Raw genomic sequence first — 14,822 nt, 5'->3', positions numbered from 1 at the left:
ATAAAAACGTCTTCTATTTTGAAGGCGTTTTTTTGTTGGATATAAACCATAAATGTTAATAACTTAAGAGCTTAAAACGAGAATTAAGAGGTTAAATAGGTAACAATTTTCTATATTTGCGTGTTAGACGAAAACCACATTTTTTTAGATTAAAATATATGAGCGAAGAAATCAAGAAGGACAATTATTCAGCAGACAGTATTCAGGCTTTAGAAGGAATGGAGCATGTGAGAATGCGTCCATCGATGTACATTGGAGATGTTGGTGTAAGAGGGTTACATCATTTAGTTTATGAAGTAGTAGATAACTCAATCGATGAGGCAATGGGAGGCCATTGTGATACGATAAGGGTAGATATTAATGAAGATGGTTCTATTACTGTAGAAGATAATGGACGTGGTATTCCAGTAGGAATTCATAAAAAAGAAGGTGTTTCCGCATTAGAAGTTGTAATGACTAAAATTGGTGCTGGAGGTAAATTCGATAAAGATTCATATAAAGTTTCTGGAGGACTTCACGGTGTGGGGGTTTCGGTGGTAAATGCTTTGTCAAATCATTTAAGAGCAACTGTTCATAGTAGTGATGGTAAAGTATATGAACAGGAATATGAAAAAGGAAAAGCGCTTTATCCAGTAAAACAAATTGGCGAAACAACCAAAAGAGGTACAATAGTAACTTTCTACCCAGATCCTTCGATTTTTACTCAGACAATAGAGTATTCTTATGATACTTTGTCATCTCGTATGCGTGAGTTGTCTTATTTGAATAAAGGGATTACAATTACTTTCACTGATAAAAGAGAAGTGGATAAAGATGGAAATTTCGTTTCTGAAATATTCCATTCTTCTGAAGGATTAAAAGAATATATTCGTTACCTTGATGGAAATCGTGAGCCAATTATAGCGCACGTAATCTCGATGGATAATGAAAAAGGAGAAATTCCAGTTGAGGTAGCTTTGATATATAATACAAGTTACTCGGAGAATATTTTTTCTTATGTAAATAATATTAATACTCACGAAGGAGGAACACATCTACAAGGTTTTAGGACGGGTCTAACAAGATCGTTGAAGAAATATGCAGATGCTTCTGGAATGTTGGATAAATTGAAGTTTGATATCTCTGGAGATGATTTCCGTGAAGGACTAACAGCAATTATTTCTGTAAAAGTAGCTGAACCTCAATTTGAGGGGCAAACCAAAACTAAGCTTGGAAACCGTGAGGTAGTATCTCCAGTGAGTCAAGCGGTAAGTGAAATGATCGAGAACTATTTGGAAGAAAATCCAAATGATGCTCGCATTATTGTTCAAAAAGTAATTCTTGCAGCACAAGCACGTCATGCCGCTAAAAAAGCACGCGAAATGGTGCAACGCAAAACCGTTATGGGTGGCGGAGGATTGCCTGGAAAATTATCCGATTGTTCGGAACAAGATCCTGCAAAATGTGAAGTATATCTTGTCGAGGGAGATTCCGCAGGGGGTACGGCAAAACAAGGTCGTGATCGTGCATTTCAAGCCATTTTGCCTTTGAGGGGTAAGATTCTAAATGTTGAAAAAGCAATGCATCATAAAGTGTTTGAAAACGAAGAAATTCGAAATATTTTTACAGCACTTGGAGTAACTGTTGGAACTGATGAAGACAGTAAGGCATTGAATATTTCAAAATTACGATACCATAAAGTAATTATTATGTGTGATGCCGATGTCGATGGTAGTCATATCTCTACTTTAATATTGACTTTCTTTTTCCGTTTTATGAAAGAGTTAATAGAAGAAGGACATGTTTATATTGCGGCGCCTCCTTTGTATTTAGTTAAAAAAGGAAATAAAAAAGAATATGCTTGGAATGATGTTCAGCGTGATCAAGCAAATGATAGAATGGGTGGTAGTGCTGGTATACAGCGTTATAAAGGTCTTGGAGAGATGAACGCAGAGCAATTGTGGGAAACTACAATGGACCCGTCATTCAGAACATTACGTCAAGTGAATATTGATAGTTTAGCAGAGGCAGATAGAGTTTTCTCTATGTTAATGGGCGATGAGGTACCGCCAAGAAGAGATTTTATCGAGAAAAATGCAGTTTACGCAAATATCGATGCGTAATTTATTAAAGGAACTGTATTTTTCTTTTTTAATTTGAAATTAATAAAAACAAATAAAAATGAAAGTTACCATTGTTGGAGCAGGAAATGTGGGAGCATCCTGTGCAGATTCAATTTCTTATAGAGGAATTGCAAGTGAAGTAGTATTATTAGATATTAAAGAAGGTTTTGCCGAAGGTAAAGCAATGGATATTATGCAGTGTGCTACAAATACTGGGTTTAATACAAATTTATCTGGAGTTACAAATGATTATTCTAAAACAGCAAACAGTGATGTGGTTGTGATCACTTCAGGAATTCCTAGAAAACCAGGAATGACAAGAGAAGAATTAATAGGAATTAATGCTGGAATTGTTAAAACAGTTGCTGAGAATGTATTAGCACATTCACCAAATTGTATTGTAGTTGTAGTTTCAAATCCAATGGATACAATGACTTATTTGGCATTGAAATCAACTGGATTGCCTAAAAATAGAATTATTGGTATGGGTGGGGCTTTAGATAGCTCACGTTTTAGATATTATTTATCTAAAGCATTGAATAAACCACAAAATGATATCTCTGCGATGGTTATTGGAGGGCATGGAGATACTACCATGATCCCTTTAACTAGATTGGCAGCTTATAATGGTATCCCAGTTTCTGAGTTTTTATCTCAAGAAGAATTAGAAAAAGTTGCAGCAGCCACTATGGTAGGAGGAGCAACTTTAACAGGTTTATTGGGGACTTCAGCTTGGTATGCTCCAGGAGCTTCTGTTGCTTATTTAGTAGATAGTATTTTGAATGATCAAAAGAAAATGATTGCTTGTTCCGTTATGTTAGACGGTGAATACGGTCAAAACGATATTTGTATTGGAGTGCCTTGTATCATTGGTAAAAACGGAGTAGAACAAATAGTTGATATTAAATTAAATGATGCTGAAAAAGCTGCTTTTGCAAAAAGTGCAGAGGCTGTAAAAAGCATGAATGCTGATTTGAAAACTGTTTTAGCATAATAATTTGCGTATAAAGAAAGAAGACTGCAATTTCTGCAGTCTTTTTTTTGATTTTAATTAATAAATAAATTGGTTAATCTTTCCGTTAATTATATATTTGCTCGGTTTAAAAAAAATGATATAGATCGTGCAGTTCTTTTTTGTTTTTCAAAAATGATGTAATGGCTTATTTTATAGGGTTTAAAACAAAAATAAATAAATAAAAATAATTAATTTTTAGTAATAATGCAGAATAAAGGACTTATTAAATTTTTCGCAATTCTATTTGCATTGGTAAGTATTTACCAACTTTCATTCACTTTTGTTTCTAGCAAAGTGAAAAATGATGCAAAAACTTTCGCTGGTAACAATCCAGAAAAAGAAGTAAAATATTTAGATTCAATTGGTAAAGAAAAAGTGTTTAGCTTAGGGTTTACTGATTTTACATTCAATGAAGTAAAAGATAAACAAATTAACAAAGGTCTTGACTTAGAAGGAGGAATCAATGTGACTCTTCAAATCTCTGTAAAAGACATTTTGAAAGGGTTATCAAATAATTCGAAAAATCCAGTTTTTAATAAATCTTTGGCTGATGCCACTGCAAATAAAAAAGGAAATCAAGCCTATCTTGATGCTTTCTTCGAAGCATTTGAAGCAAATTCAAATGGAACAGTGAAATTGGCGTCTCCTGATATTTTTGCTAACAGAAGTTTGCAAGGTGAAGGTGGTGTTACTTTTCAAATGACAGATGCTCAAGTTCAAAAAGTAATCAAAAGAAAAGTTGACGAATCAGTTGAAAGTGCTTTTGGTGTATTGAGAAAACGTATCGATAAATTTGGTGTAACTCAACCTAATATACAAAAATTAGGAGAGTCTGGACAAATTCTTGTAGAACTTCCAGGTGCAAAAGATATCGATAGAATCAAAAAATTATTGCAAAGTACTGCTCAATTAGAATTTTGGGAAACTTATAAAGTTGAAGAAATTGGGAATTTCATCATGTCTGCTAATGAGGCTTTGAAAAAAACTGAAATAGCTAAAGTTGAAACTAAAACTGTAGCAAAGGATTCATTAAGTGCTTTGTTAACTGACGGAAAAGATTCTACAGCAACTAAAAAAGGAAATAATCCTATTATTGACAAAATTGTTGCTCAAGGTGGTGGACCAGTTTTAGGTCTTTTCTCTCCAAAAGATACTGCTGTAATTAATTCTTATTTTAAAAGGGCAGACATCAGAATTTTATTAGCAGGTGATCAACGTTATGTAAAATTTGTATGGGGAAAACCAACTACTATTAAAGATGCAAAACAAAAAGAAGTTGAAGTTGTAGAATTGTATGCTTTAAAAGGAAATAGAGATAATGTTGCTTCAATGGGTGGTGGTGTTGTAACAGATGCTAGTGATACATTTGATCAATTGGGTAAGCCAGCTGTTTCTATGCAAATGAATAACATTGGTGCAAAAGAATGGGAAGAATTAACAGGTAGAGCTTATACTCAAAAAAGTAATATTGCTATCGTTCTTGATGATATTGTATATTCTGCTCCTGGAGTTTCAAGTGGACCAATTGCTGGAGGTAGATCTGAAATTTCTGGTTCTTTTGATGTTACTGAAACTAAAGATTTAGCTAACGTTTTAAGAGCAGGTAAATTGCCAGCTGCTGCAGAAATAATCCAATCAGAAGTGGTAGGACCATCCCTTGGTCAAGAAGCAATTGATCATGGTACAAATTCGGCTGTTATTGGATTGCTTTTAGTTGCACTTTGGATGATGATCTATTATGGTAAAGCGGGTTGGTATGCCAATATTGCTTTAGCAGTCAACTTATTGTTTATGTTTGGTATTTTGGCAAGCTTAGGTGCTGTACTTACTTTGCCTGGTATTGCAGGTATCGTTTTAACGATGGGTACTGCGGTTGATGCCAATATCATTATTTATGAAAGAGCAAAGGAAGAATTAAGAGCAGGTAAAACTTTGGATGAAGCAGTAAAAGCTTCTTACAGCTGGACTGGAGCAATGCGTTCCATTGTTGATGCGAATGTAACTCACATTTTAACGGGGGCTGTATTATTTATTTTCGGATCTGGACCAATCAAAGGTTTTGCAACTACTTTGTTAATTGGTATTATTACCTCTTTATTTACTTCTATCTTTATTGCTAGAATTTTTATTGACAAAAATATCGCTGGTAAAAATGATTTATCTTTTGTAACTAAATTTTCTAAAAATTTCTTTACTAATTTCCATTTTGATTTCTTAGGAATTAAAAAATGGACGTATCTTTTTTCTATTGTAGTTACAATTGTAAGTATCGCATCGATTGCAACACATGGATTTGATCAAGGTGTTGATTTTGTGGGAGGTAGAACTTTTCAAGTTCGTTTTGACAAATCAATGAAACCTGAAGAGATTAAAGAAGAATTAACTGCTGTTTTTGGAAGTGCTGAGGTTAAAATTTTTGGTGAAGACAATCAATTGAAAATCACTACAAAATATAAAATACAAGAAACTGGTGGAGCTGCAGATGAAGAAGTTAACAAAATGCTGTTTCAAAGCTTGAAAAAACATTATGGTTCTGATATGACTTATGATAAGTTTGTAAATGCTTACGATGGTAAAAAACTAGGTATTGTACAGGCTTCAAAAGTTGGTCCAACTGTGGCTGAAGATATTAAAACAAATGCATACTGGGCTGTTTTAGGTGCTATGCTTATTGTTGGTTTATATTTAGTAATTAGTTTTAGAAAATGGCAATATAGTTTAGGTGCAATCGCAGCGGTTGCGCATGACGTTATCTTCGTATTAGGAGTTTACTCTTTGCTTTGGAAATATATGCCTTTCGGTATGGAGATTGATCAGCACTTTATTGCGGCTATCTTAACTGTTATTGGTTATTCTATGAATGATACTGTAATTGTATATGATAGAGTACGTGAATTCTTGGATGGTAAAACTAAAGGTTCATTCTCTGAAATTGTTAATAAATCTATTAACTCTACCATGTCTAGAACGATTAATACCTCTTTGACTATGATTATGGTATTATTAATAATGTTTGTATTTGGTGGAGAATCTATTAGAGGATTTATCTTTGCTATGCTTATTGGTATTATCATTGGTACTTACTCTTCATTGTTTATTGCTACTCCAGTATTGGTGGATACCATTTCTAGAGAAGAAAAGAAAAATGTTGAAATAAAACATCAAGAAAGCTAGTAATTGGCAATAGGTCAAAAAAAAAGATTCAACGAAAGTTGGATCTTTTTTTTATATATAATAACTGGAAGAGTTTATTTTAGTATTTGCATTTTTTATACCAAATTGGATTAATTTGAAAAGTTGAAAATTACATTATTTTTATAAAGGTGTCTTTTATTAACTGTATTTGATTGGTATAGATAGTTTTCTTTTTATTTGCAAAATAAAGGGTATTCTTTAATGGAGTTTTACCCTTCCATAAAAGTTTTATTTTTCCACTTTCTAATTCATTTTTACACAAAAAGTCTGGTAAGACTGCTAATCCTTTGCTGTTGCTTAAACAGCGCACTATAGAGTTTAAATTTGGAACAATGTAATTCGGTCTGAAATCAGCATATTTGTTGAAATTTAGCTGCCAAAAGCGTCTCAAATGCTCCATGTCTCCAGTTGTTCCATACCATTTTTGCTCTTTTAGCCAAAGTTCCATTGCTGCAAAGTTATTTTGCTTTTCTAAATTATAAAATATTTCAGAATCTATTTCATTTCCTCCAATAAGAACTATTGTTTCTGAAGAAAAAGCTTGATAATCGATTGAATTTTTAATGATCATTTGAGGGGTTATAATTAAATCTAAAATTCCTTTGTCTAGGTTTTCAATCATTTCTGGATATTCTCCGAATTGAATAATTACATTAAAAGGAAACGTTGATAAAAAAGGTTCTAAAGTAATTTGAAAAGTTTCAAAACACATTCCGATACTAATTGTTGGTGTATCTTTCTCTGTGCTGCGTTGGAAATTTTTTTCAGCTTCTTCTAGTTTGCTGAGGGCTTCTGTAATGAAATTATACAACACTTTTCCCTTTTCTGTTGGAATCATTTTTCGGCTGGTTCTGTCAAATAATTTATATCCGACATAGCTTTCTAAAGAGCTTAAATGTAAACTAACACCTGGTTGAGAGATAAATAATGCTTCTGCCGCACCCGTTAAGGTTCCAGTTTTGTATATGTATTTAAAAGTCCGGTACCATTCTAAATTTACCATTGTATATAAGTATTATAATTATGATATAAAGGTATGAATTATGTTATTTTAATAATAATGATTTCTGTTGTAATTTTGCCTCATCAAATTAAACTAATAGAAATGAAAAAGATATTTATAATAAACGGAGGTCAAAAATTTGGTCATTCTGGAGGAAGATTCAATCAAACTATAACAAATGCTACTGTTGAGTTTTTTAAAAGCAAAGATGGGTTTGAAGTAAAAAGTACAGATATTAATGATGAATATGATCCAGCGCTAGAAGTTGAAAAATTTGTTTGGGCTGATGTGGTAATTTATCATACTCCAATTTGGTGGTTTCAATTGCCTCACGGTTTTAAAAAATACATAGATGTCGTATTTACCGAAGGTCATGACAAAGGTATTTACAAAAGTGATGGGCGTTCCTCTAAGAACCCAGCAATTAATTATGGGACTGGAGGAATGTTGCACGGAACAAAATATATGGTTACAACTTCATGGAATGCTCCCAAAGAAGCATTTACATTGCCTGGCGAGTTCTTTGGTGAAACCAATGTTGACAATGGTCCTTTATTTGGATTTCATCGTATGAATGCTTTTACCGGAATGACTCCATTAAAAAGTATGCATTTTCATGACATAGAAAAAAATGCCGATGTTGTCAATGATTTGAAATTGTATGAAAATCATTTAACTCAATTATTTTTAAGTTAATTATGAAAATAAATTTGACAGTAATTATTCAAAGTAAATCAGAATATCGAGCAGAATTGGAGTTGATTTTGGTAAACTTAGTTGGCCAATCTAGAAAAGAAACTGCATGTCTACAGTATGATTTACATCAAAATAGTGATGACCCAAATATTTTTATTTTTCACGAGGTTTGGAAAAATAAAGAAGGACTGGATCTGCATAATAGGCAACCTTATTTGCTGGAATTTATTCAAAAGACTGATCTTTTCTTAGAAAAAAAGCCAATGATATATAAGACTTCAAGGATAGGTTAAAAAAATAGCCACTGATAATTTTCAGTGGCTATTTTTTTTGTATTATGAATGTTTAGTTTATATTTCACTTGTTTTCTTTGCAGTAATAGCAAAATACAATCCCACGATTATAAAAGGAATACTCAACCATTGTCCGGTTGATAATATGTTTCCTAAATCGCTTTCAAATCCTCCTTGACTTTCTTTTACTGATTCAACAACGATACGGACTGTGAATAATAGTACTAAAAATAAACCAAATAAGTAGCCTGCTTTTTTTCTAGCATCCGTTTTCCAATACAAGAAAAATAATATTGCAAAAACAAATATGTAGCAAAAAGCTTCGTACAATTGAGCTGGATGTTTAGCAGGAACTTGTTCTAGTAAATTAGCATATTGAGGATTGGTGGCTATAGCATTGTAGGCTTCTTTTGGAGTAGCTAATTGTGTTGCATTCACAGCTTCGTTTGGAGTAAATTGATCTCTCACAAAACGAATACCAAATGCAGAAGTAGTTTCTTTACCCACAATTTCAGAATTAAAAAAATTGCCTAATCTCACAAAAATAGCTCCACTAGCAACTGGGATTACTACTCGGTCTAGTATCCATAATATTGGTTTATGTAATACTTTTTTGCTAAAAAAGTACATGGCAACTATAATCGATATCGCGGCTCCATGACTTGCTAGTCCTTGATAACCAGTAAACTTAAATTCAGGACTGAATCGAAAAGGTAAAATGATTTCTGCCAGATTGTTGCGGTAATATTCCCAATCGTAAAAGAAAACATGTCCCAAACGAGCTCCAATTAAGGTGGCTAGTACTGTCCAAACAAACAAAGAGTCTAGTTTGTCTATTGCAACATTTTCTCTTTCAAAAATATGTTTCATAATGTACCAACCCAATCCAAAAGCAATTACGAACATCAAACTGTAAAAGCGAATAATGAAAAAACCTAAATCAATTCCTTCAGAAGGATTCCAAACAATGTTTAAAGCGTGTGTCATTTATTTTTTTATTTTTTGTGAAAATACTATTTTGATTTGAGTAATTGTGTTAACTAAAAGGTAAGAATTCACTTTTTAATGATTGTGATCGCATTTTTTTTTAGGAACAGGATCATACCCTTTTCTACCCCAGGGATGACAACTCAAAATCCTTTTTATGCCTAAATAACCTCCGTAAAACAATCCATGAATTTGCAATGCTTGAATCATATAACTCGAACAAGTAGGTTCAAATCGGCAAGCTGCTGGAGTAAAAGGGGAAATAGCTCCCTGATAAAACCTAACGAGTAATACAAATGGATAGATGAGGATTTTATTTAACATATTTTATAAATGATCAGTGTTCAGTTTTTAGTGTTCAGTCTGAATACTAAAAAACTGACTACTGAACACTAAATGTTGTTCCTTCTTTTCCGTCTTTCAATTGAATGCCTAAAGCTATTAATTGATCCCGAATTTGATCAGACAATGCAAAATCTTTATTGTCTCTGGCTTGCTTGCGCATACCAATTAGCATATTTACCACACCTTCTAGTTTATCAGTGTTGCCATTGGTTTTTTCTTTTTCCAATCCCAATACATCAAAAACGAAAGCTTCCATCGTTGTTGTGAGTAATTTTAAATCGGTTGCATTTAAGGTTTCTTTTTCGTCTTTTAATAAATTAACAAAACGCACTCCTTCAAACAATTGCGCAATTAGAATTGGCGTATTGAAATCATCATTCATGGCATCATAACACAATTGTTTCCAACTAGCAATGTCTAACGAACTAGTTGTGCTTGTAGAAAGCCCTTTTATCGAATCCATTGCTTCCATCAATCTTTTATAACCTTTTTCGGCTGCCACAATTGCTTCGTCAGAGAAATCAAGTATACTTCTGTAATGTGCTTGCAACATAAAAAAGCGAGCTACTGATGCTGAAAAAGCTTTGCTTAAAAAAGCATTGTCTCCAGTCAAAATTTCACCTGGCAAGATATTGTTTCCAGTCGATTTTGCCATTTTTTTGCCATTCAAAGTCAACATATTGGCATGCATCCAATAATTTACGGGAGTATGTCCAGTACAAGCTTCATTTTGTGCAATTTCACATTCATGATGTGGAAATTTCAAATCCATTCCACCTCCGTGAATATCAAAATGATTTCCTAAATATTTGGTACTCATAGCGGTACATTCCAAATGCCAACCGGGAAATCCATCGCTCCATGGCGAAGGCCAACGCATAATATGTTGCGGTTCGGCTTTTTTCCAAAGTGCGAAATCTTGTGGATTTCTTTTGTCTGTTTGTCCGTCAAGATCGCGTGAGTTAGAAAGCATATCTTCTATATTACGGCCACTTAATACACCATAATGATTGGTTTCATTAAACTTGACTACATCAAAATAAACCGATCCATTAGCTTCATAACCAATTCCTTTATCAATAATGGTTTTGATGATTTCAATTTGCTCAATAATATGTCCCGTTGCTGTGGGTTCAATACTCGGCGGCAAAAAGTTAAAAGCATTCAAAATATCATGAAAATCTACGGTGTAGCGTTGCACTACTTCCATAGGTTCCAGTTGCTCTAGACGTGCTTTTTTGGCAATTTTATCTTCCCCTTCATCTACATCATCCACAATATGCCCCACATCTGTAATATTACGAACGTAACGCACTTTGTAATCCAAATGCAATAAGTATCTGAAAATTACATCAAATGACATAAAAGTTCTAACATTTCCAAGATGTACATTGCTGTAAACAGTTGGTCCACAAACATACATCCCCACATTTCCTTCATTGATTGGTGTAAATGTTTCTTTTTCTCCCGAAAGAGAATTGTATATTTTTAAGGTTTGACTTTTATATAAGGACATAAAATTTATTTTTTTGGAGCTTTATCCTGCTTTCCATTTCAATCTTTTTTATCGTTAGAAAAAAACGATAAAAAAGGATTTTCACTTCAATCAGGGCTAGAGCTTTAGGGTAATAATGAGATTTTTTCTAAATATTAAAATTTAGTTTCCAATTTGATATAATCCAAAAATTCTCTTTTGGTTTGAGGATCTTTGAATTTACCGCCAAATTCAGAGGTTACTGTACTGCTTTCAATGTCTTGTATTCCTCTAGAATTTACGCAAAGATGTTTGGCATCAATAACACAGGCTACATCTTCTGTTCCTAATGCTAATTGCAATTCTTGAACAATCTGCATTGTTAAGCGCTCTTGTACTTGAGGTCTTTTTGCATAATGTTCAACGATTCGATTCATTTTTGATAAACCAATAACTCTTCCACTCGAAATATAAGCAACATGTGCTCTCCCGATTATGGGCAATAAATGGTGTTCGCAAGTAGAGTAGAGGGTAATGTTTTTTTCAACCAACATTTCCCCATATTTGTAATTGTTTTCAAAAGTAGAAGCTTTTGGTTTTTTGTCTGGATTCAATCCGCCAAATATTTCTTTTACAAACATTTTGGCTACACGATTTGGCGTTCCTTTTATACTATCATCATTCAAATCCATTCCCAATGTTTGCAGGATGTTTTCAACGTCTTTTTTTATTTTTTCAATCTTTTCTTCATCTGTAATGTCAAAAGCATCCTCTCTTACTGGATTTTGAGCATTCGTACTAATATGATTGTTTCCTATTTCGTCTTGAAATTCTTCGTTGTTTATCATTAAAAGATACTATTATAATGGGTGTCTATTTTTAAGGGGTAAAGATAATTAATAAAAAGGAAACATTTTCTATCGTTTCGCCTTTTAATTATTGCAATAATTGATGAAAAGATTGATTAAATTGATATCAAATCAAAAAAGGCAATACCTTAAAAATGATATTGCCTTTTGATAATTGTGAATTTTATTCTTTATTTTGAATTGTATGCTGTCAATGCTTCTTTCAAAATTCGAACGGCACTGATTAAATCTTCTTTCTTTAGTACATAAGCAATACGAACTTGATTCAAACCAACTCCAGGCGTCGAGTAAAATCCTGCAGCAGGTGCTATCATTACCGTTTCACCATTTAATTCATATTGTTCTAAAAGCCATTGCGCAAAATCATCCGCATTTTTAATAGGCAATTGTGCAATACAATAAAAAGCCGCTTTTGGGGTCTTTACAACCACGCCTTCGATTTTATTCAATTCGCTAATTAAAATATCTCTTCGTTCTTTGTATTCTGCTATTACTTCGTCAAAATAACTTTGAGGGGTGTCAATTGCAGCTTCACAAGCTATTTGTTCGATTGTTGGTGGACATAAACGCGCTTGTGCAAATTTCATTGCAGCAGCAATAACGTCTCTGTTTTTTGTTACCATACAACCAATTCGAGCGCCACACATACTATATCTTTTAGAAACCGAATCAATCATGATTACATTTTGTTCAATTCCTTTTAGATTCATCACAGAAAAGTGAAGGTCTCTTTCGTCATATATAAATTCACGATACACTTCGTCTGCAATTAAAAACAAATCATGTTTTTTGACCAATTCTCCCAGTTGTTTAATTTCAGATTCTGAATATAAATACCCTGTTGGATTATTTGGGTTGCAAATTAAGATGGCTTTTGTTTTTGGTGTAATTGCTTTTTCAAATTCTTCAATAGTAGGGAGTGTAAATCCACTTTCAATAGTAGAAATTACAGGTACTACTTTTGCACTAGATTCTTCTGAGAAAGCACTGTAATTGGCATAAAAAGGTTCTGGAATTATGACTTCATCTCCGGGATCCATGATGCTTCCAAGAGCAAACAAAAGGGCTTCAGAACCGCCAGTAGTAATCATTATATCTTCAAAGCCTACTTTTACATCTTGTTTGGTGTAAAAATCAGCTAGTTTTTTTCGATAACTTTCGTATCCTTCGGAAGGACCATATTCTATGATGCTTAAATCAATATTTTTTATCGCTTTGATTGCAATTTCTGGGCTTTTTATATCGGGTTGACCAATGTTTAAATGATAGACTTTATGACCCTTTTTTTTAGCTATGTCTGCGTAAGGAGCCAATTTTCGGATTGGCGATTCCGGCATTCTTCGACCTCTGATTGAAATTTCAGGCATGATTGTAAAATTTGAGGTGCAAATTTGCAATTTATTTTTGAAAATCACTGTAAACAATGTATCTATTTTGTTGTTTTTCATCCATTATTATCGTATAATTGGGTAATATTATCGAAATATAACTAAATGAAAATAAAATGTGTGTTTTATCTTTTAATACTAACAATTGTCCCTGTATTTGGGCAAGATGGATTTGTATTTGACAAAGGAATTGAAAAAGTAACTGTTCCTCTGATCTTAATCAATAATTTAGTTTTTATACCAATAAAAGTAAATGGAGTAGAATTGAATTTTTTATTGGATACTGGAGTTGAGGAAACGATTCTTTTTAGTTTAAATGATAATCCGGATGTTAAATTTTACAATTCCGAAAAAATATTTTTAAAAGGCTTAGGTAGTGATGTTGCTATCGAAGGTTTGAAAACAACAAATAATATATTGGAATTGCCAGGTGTTAAGTCTATAAAACAGGTCGTTTATGTTATTTTGGATCAAAGTTTTAATCTGTCGTCCCATATTGGAATTCCCGTGAATGGCATTATAGGATATCAATTTTTTAAAAATAATTTGATTCGAATTGATTATTCCAGTAAAAAGTTAGTGGTTTATAAAAGCGGTATTGATGTTCGAAAAAAGTTAGATAAAAAATTTAAAAAAACACCAATCAAAATTGAACGATTTAAACCCTATTTGGAAGGGGAGGTGTTATTAAATGATAAAGTTGTTTCTGTAAAGTTATTAATTGATATTGGAAATAGTGATTCTATTTGGTTGTTTCAAAATATTTCCTCAAATATTGTTGTACCGACAAAGAATTTTGATGATTTTTTGGGAAAAGGTTTCAGTGGTGATATAGAAGGGAAAAGGGCGAGAATAAAACGTTTTTCATTTGATAATAATCAATTTATTTTGCCAATTGTTGCTTTTCCAGATTCCAGTTCTATTAAAAGTGTGAGAATGGTTAAGGATCGAATTGGCTCTGTTGGTGGTGAAATTTTAAGAAGGTTTTCTGTAGTTTTTGATTATGAAAACGAACAACTTTATTTAAAGAAAAATGCTAATTACAATGATCCATTTACCTATAATGAAAGTGGTGTCGAAATACAACATAATGGTTTGCAGTGGGTAAAAGAAACGGTTCAAATGCAAACAGTAGCTGTTGATAAAGGAATTACTTTTGATAATACAGGTAAAAACATAACCAATGAGTTCAAGTATAAATTTGTCTTAAAACCTATATATGAGGTTGCACAAGTCCGGAAAAATTCTCCAGCAGACAGTAGTGGTTTAAAAGTGGGGGATGTTATTATTTCAATAAATAAAAAACCAACTTACCTGTATTCCTTGTCTAAAATTAATGAGTTATTTAAAACAGAAGAGGATAAATGGATTTATTTAGAAGTGGAAAGGAATAATCAAGTTTTGAAATTTTCTTTTCAATTGAAAGATGTGTTGTAAAAAAAAACGTTTTTCAAT

Annotated in this window: 12 protein-coding genes; 6 read left to right on the top strand and 6 right to left on the bottom strand. The window is 32.7% G+C overall.

Translation table 11 applies throughout. The features are described 5' to 3' along the window. The first annotated feature begins 158 nt into the window (after positions 1-158). The 3 genes from gyrB (at position 159) to secDF (ending at position 6,291) form a co-directional block, all read left to right on the top strand. Positions 159-2,102, top strand: a complete 1,944-nt coding sequence (gene gyrB / locus OYT91_RS08700) for a DNA topoisomerase (ATP-hydrolyzing) subunit B (RefSeq protein ID WP_281240333.1) — start codon at positions 159-161, stop codon at positions 2,100-2,102. Positions 2,103-2,160: 58 nt separating this feature from the next. After that, positions 2,161-3,096, top strand: coding sequence for a malate dehydrogenase (locus tag OYT91_RS08695; protein ID WP_269222129.1), 936 nt, complete (start codon positions 2,161-2,163; stop codon positions 3,094-3,096). A 225-nt stretch (positions 3,097-3,321) separates the two neighbouring features. Further along, positions 3,322-6,291, top strand: coding sequence for a protein translocase subunit SecDF (gene secDF / locus OYT91_RS08690; protein ID WP_281240332.1), 2,970 nt, complete (start codon positions 3,322-3,324; stop codon positions 6,289-6,291). Positions 6,292-6,421: 130 nt separating this feature from the next. Here secDF and OYT91_RS08685 read toward each other — a convergent pair whose 3' ends face one another. After that, positions 6,422-7,315, bottom strand: a complete 894-nt coding sequence (locus OYT91_RS08685) for a LysR family transcriptional regulator (protein WP_269222131.1) — start codon at positions 7,313-7,315, stop codon at positions 6,422-6,424. A 102-nt stretch (positions 7,316-7,417) separates the two neighbouring features. On the opposite strand from OYT91_RS08685, the gene OYT91_RS08680 reads away from it, so the two are divergent. After that, on the top strand, positions 7,418-8,011 hold the full coding sequence (locus OYT91_RS08680) for an NAD(P)H-dependent oxidoreductase (protein WP_281240331.1): 594 nt from the start codon (positions 7,418-7,420) through the stop codon (positions 8,009-8,011). Positions 8,012-8,013: 2 nt separating this feature from the next. Further along, complete coding sequence (locus tag OYT91_RS08675) at positions 8,014-8,304, top strand: putative quinol monooxygenase (protein ID WP_281240330.1); 291 nt, start codon at positions 8,014-8,016, stop codon at positions 8,302-8,304. Between the two features lie 57 nt (positions 8,305-8,361). Here OYT91_RS08675 and lgt read toward each other — a convergent pair whose 3' ends face one another. From lgt to OYT91_RS08650, 5 genes are all read right to left on the bottom strand, one after another. Beyond that, positions 8,362-9,291 (bottom strand): prolipoprotein diacylglyceryl transferase, encoded by a 930-nt coding sequence (gene lgt, locus OYT91_RS08670; RefSeq protein WP_281240329.1) that lies wholly within the window; start codon positions 9,289-9,291, stop codon positions 8,362-8,364. A 75-nt stretch (positions 9,292-9,366) separates the two neighbouring features. Then, the gene (gene yidD / locus OYT91_RS08665; protein ID WP_281240328.1) at positions 9,367-9,615 is read right to left on the bottom strand and encodes a membrane protein insertion efficiency factor YidD; all 249 of its coding nucleotides are present in this window, start codon (positions 9,613-9,615) and stop codon (positions 9,367-9,369) included. 58 nt (positions 9,616-9,673) lie between these two features. Then, positions 9,674-11,152, bottom strand: coding sequence for a cysteine--tRNA ligase (gene cysS / locus OYT91_RS08660; protein WP_281240327.1), 1,479 nt, complete (start codon positions 11,150-11,152; stop codon positions 9,674-9,676). A 134-nt stretch (positions 11,153-11,286) separates the two neighbouring features. Beyond that, positions 11,287-11,958, bottom strand: coding sequence for a GTP cyclohydrolase I FolE (folE, locus tag OYT91_RS08655; RefSeq protein ID WP_269222137.1), 672 nt, complete (start codon positions 11,956-11,958; stop codon positions 11,287-11,289). A gap of 191 nt (positions 11,959-12,149) precedes the next feature. Then, entirely contained in the window at positions 12,150-13,346 is a 1,197-nt protein-coding gene (locus tag OYT91_RS08650; protein WP_269222138.1) for a pyridoxal phosphate-dependent aminotransferase, read from the bottom strand. A 126-nt stretch (positions 13,347-13,472) separates the two neighbouring features. Here OYT91_RS08650 and OYT91_RS08645 point away from each other — a divergent pair, with 126 nt between their 5' ends. Beyond that, positions 13,473-14,804, top strand: coding sequence for a PDZ domain-containing protein (locus tag OYT91_RS08645; RefSeq protein WP_281240326.1), 1,332 nt, complete (start codon positions 13,473-13,475; stop codon positions 14,802-14,804). The last annotated feature ends 18 nt before the right edge of the window (positions 14,805-14,822 follow it).

The sequence above is a fragment of the Flavobacterium praedii genome (genome assembly GCF_026810365.1).
Lineage (GTDB): Bacteria > Bacteroidota > Bacteroidia > Flavobacteriales > Flavobacteriaceae > Flavobacterium > Flavobacterium praedii.
The sequence above is the reverse complement of the archived record's forward strand: the minus strand, read 5'-3'. Positions and strand labels throughout refer to the sequence as shown.

What these genes read in the sequence shown, in the direction of transcription:
- gyrB (WP_281240333.1), top strand. Translation starts at nt 159, where the DNA reads ATGAGCGAAGAAATCAAGAAGGACAATTATTCAGCAGACAGTATTCAG.
- OYT91_RS08695 (WP_269222129.1), top strand. Translation starts at nt 2,161, where the DNA reads ATGAAAGTTACCATTGTTGGAGCAGGAAATGTGGGAGCATCCTGTGCA.
- secDF (WP_281240332.1), top strand. Translation starts at nt 3,322, where the DNA reads ATGCAGAATAAAGGACTTATTAAATTTTTCGCAATTCTATTTGCATTG.
- OYT91_RS08685 (WP_269222131.1), bottom strand. Translation starts at nt 7,315, where the DNA reads ATGGTAAATTTAGAATGGTACCGGACTTTTAAATACATATACAAAACT.
- OYT91_RS08680 (WP_281240331.1), top strand. Translation starts at nt 7,418, where the DNA reads ATGAAAAAGATATTTATAATAAACGGAGGTCAAAAATTTGGTCATTCT.
- OYT91_RS08675 (WP_281240330.1), top strand. Translation starts at nt 8,014, where the DNA reads ATGAAAATAAATTTGACAGTAATTATTCAAAGTAAATCAGAATATCGA.
- lgt (WP_281240329.1), bottom strand. Translation starts at nt 9,291, where the DNA reads ATGACACACGCTTTAAACATTGTTTGGAATCCTTCTGAAGGAATTGAT.
- yidD (WP_281240328.1), bottom strand. Translation starts at nt 9,615, where the DNA reads ATGTTAAATAAAATCCTCATCTATCCATTTGTATTACTCGTTAGGTTT.
- cysS (WP_281240327.1), bottom strand. Translation starts at nt 11,152, where the DNA reads ATGTCCTTATATAAAAGTCAAACCTTAAAAATATACAATTCTCTTTCG.
- folE (WP_269222137.1), bottom strand. Translation starts at nt 11,958, where the DNA reads ATGATAAACAACGAAGAATTTCAAGACGAAATAGGAAACAATCATATT.
- OYT91_RS08650 (WP_269222138.1), bottom strand. Translation starts at nt 13,346, where the DNA reads ATGCCTGAAATTTCAATCAGAGGTCGAAGAATGCCGGAATCGCCAATC.
- OYT91_RS08645 (WP_281240326.1), top strand. Translation starts at nt 13,473, where the DNA reads ATGAAAATAAAATGTGTGTTTTATCTTTTAATACTAACAATTGTCCCT.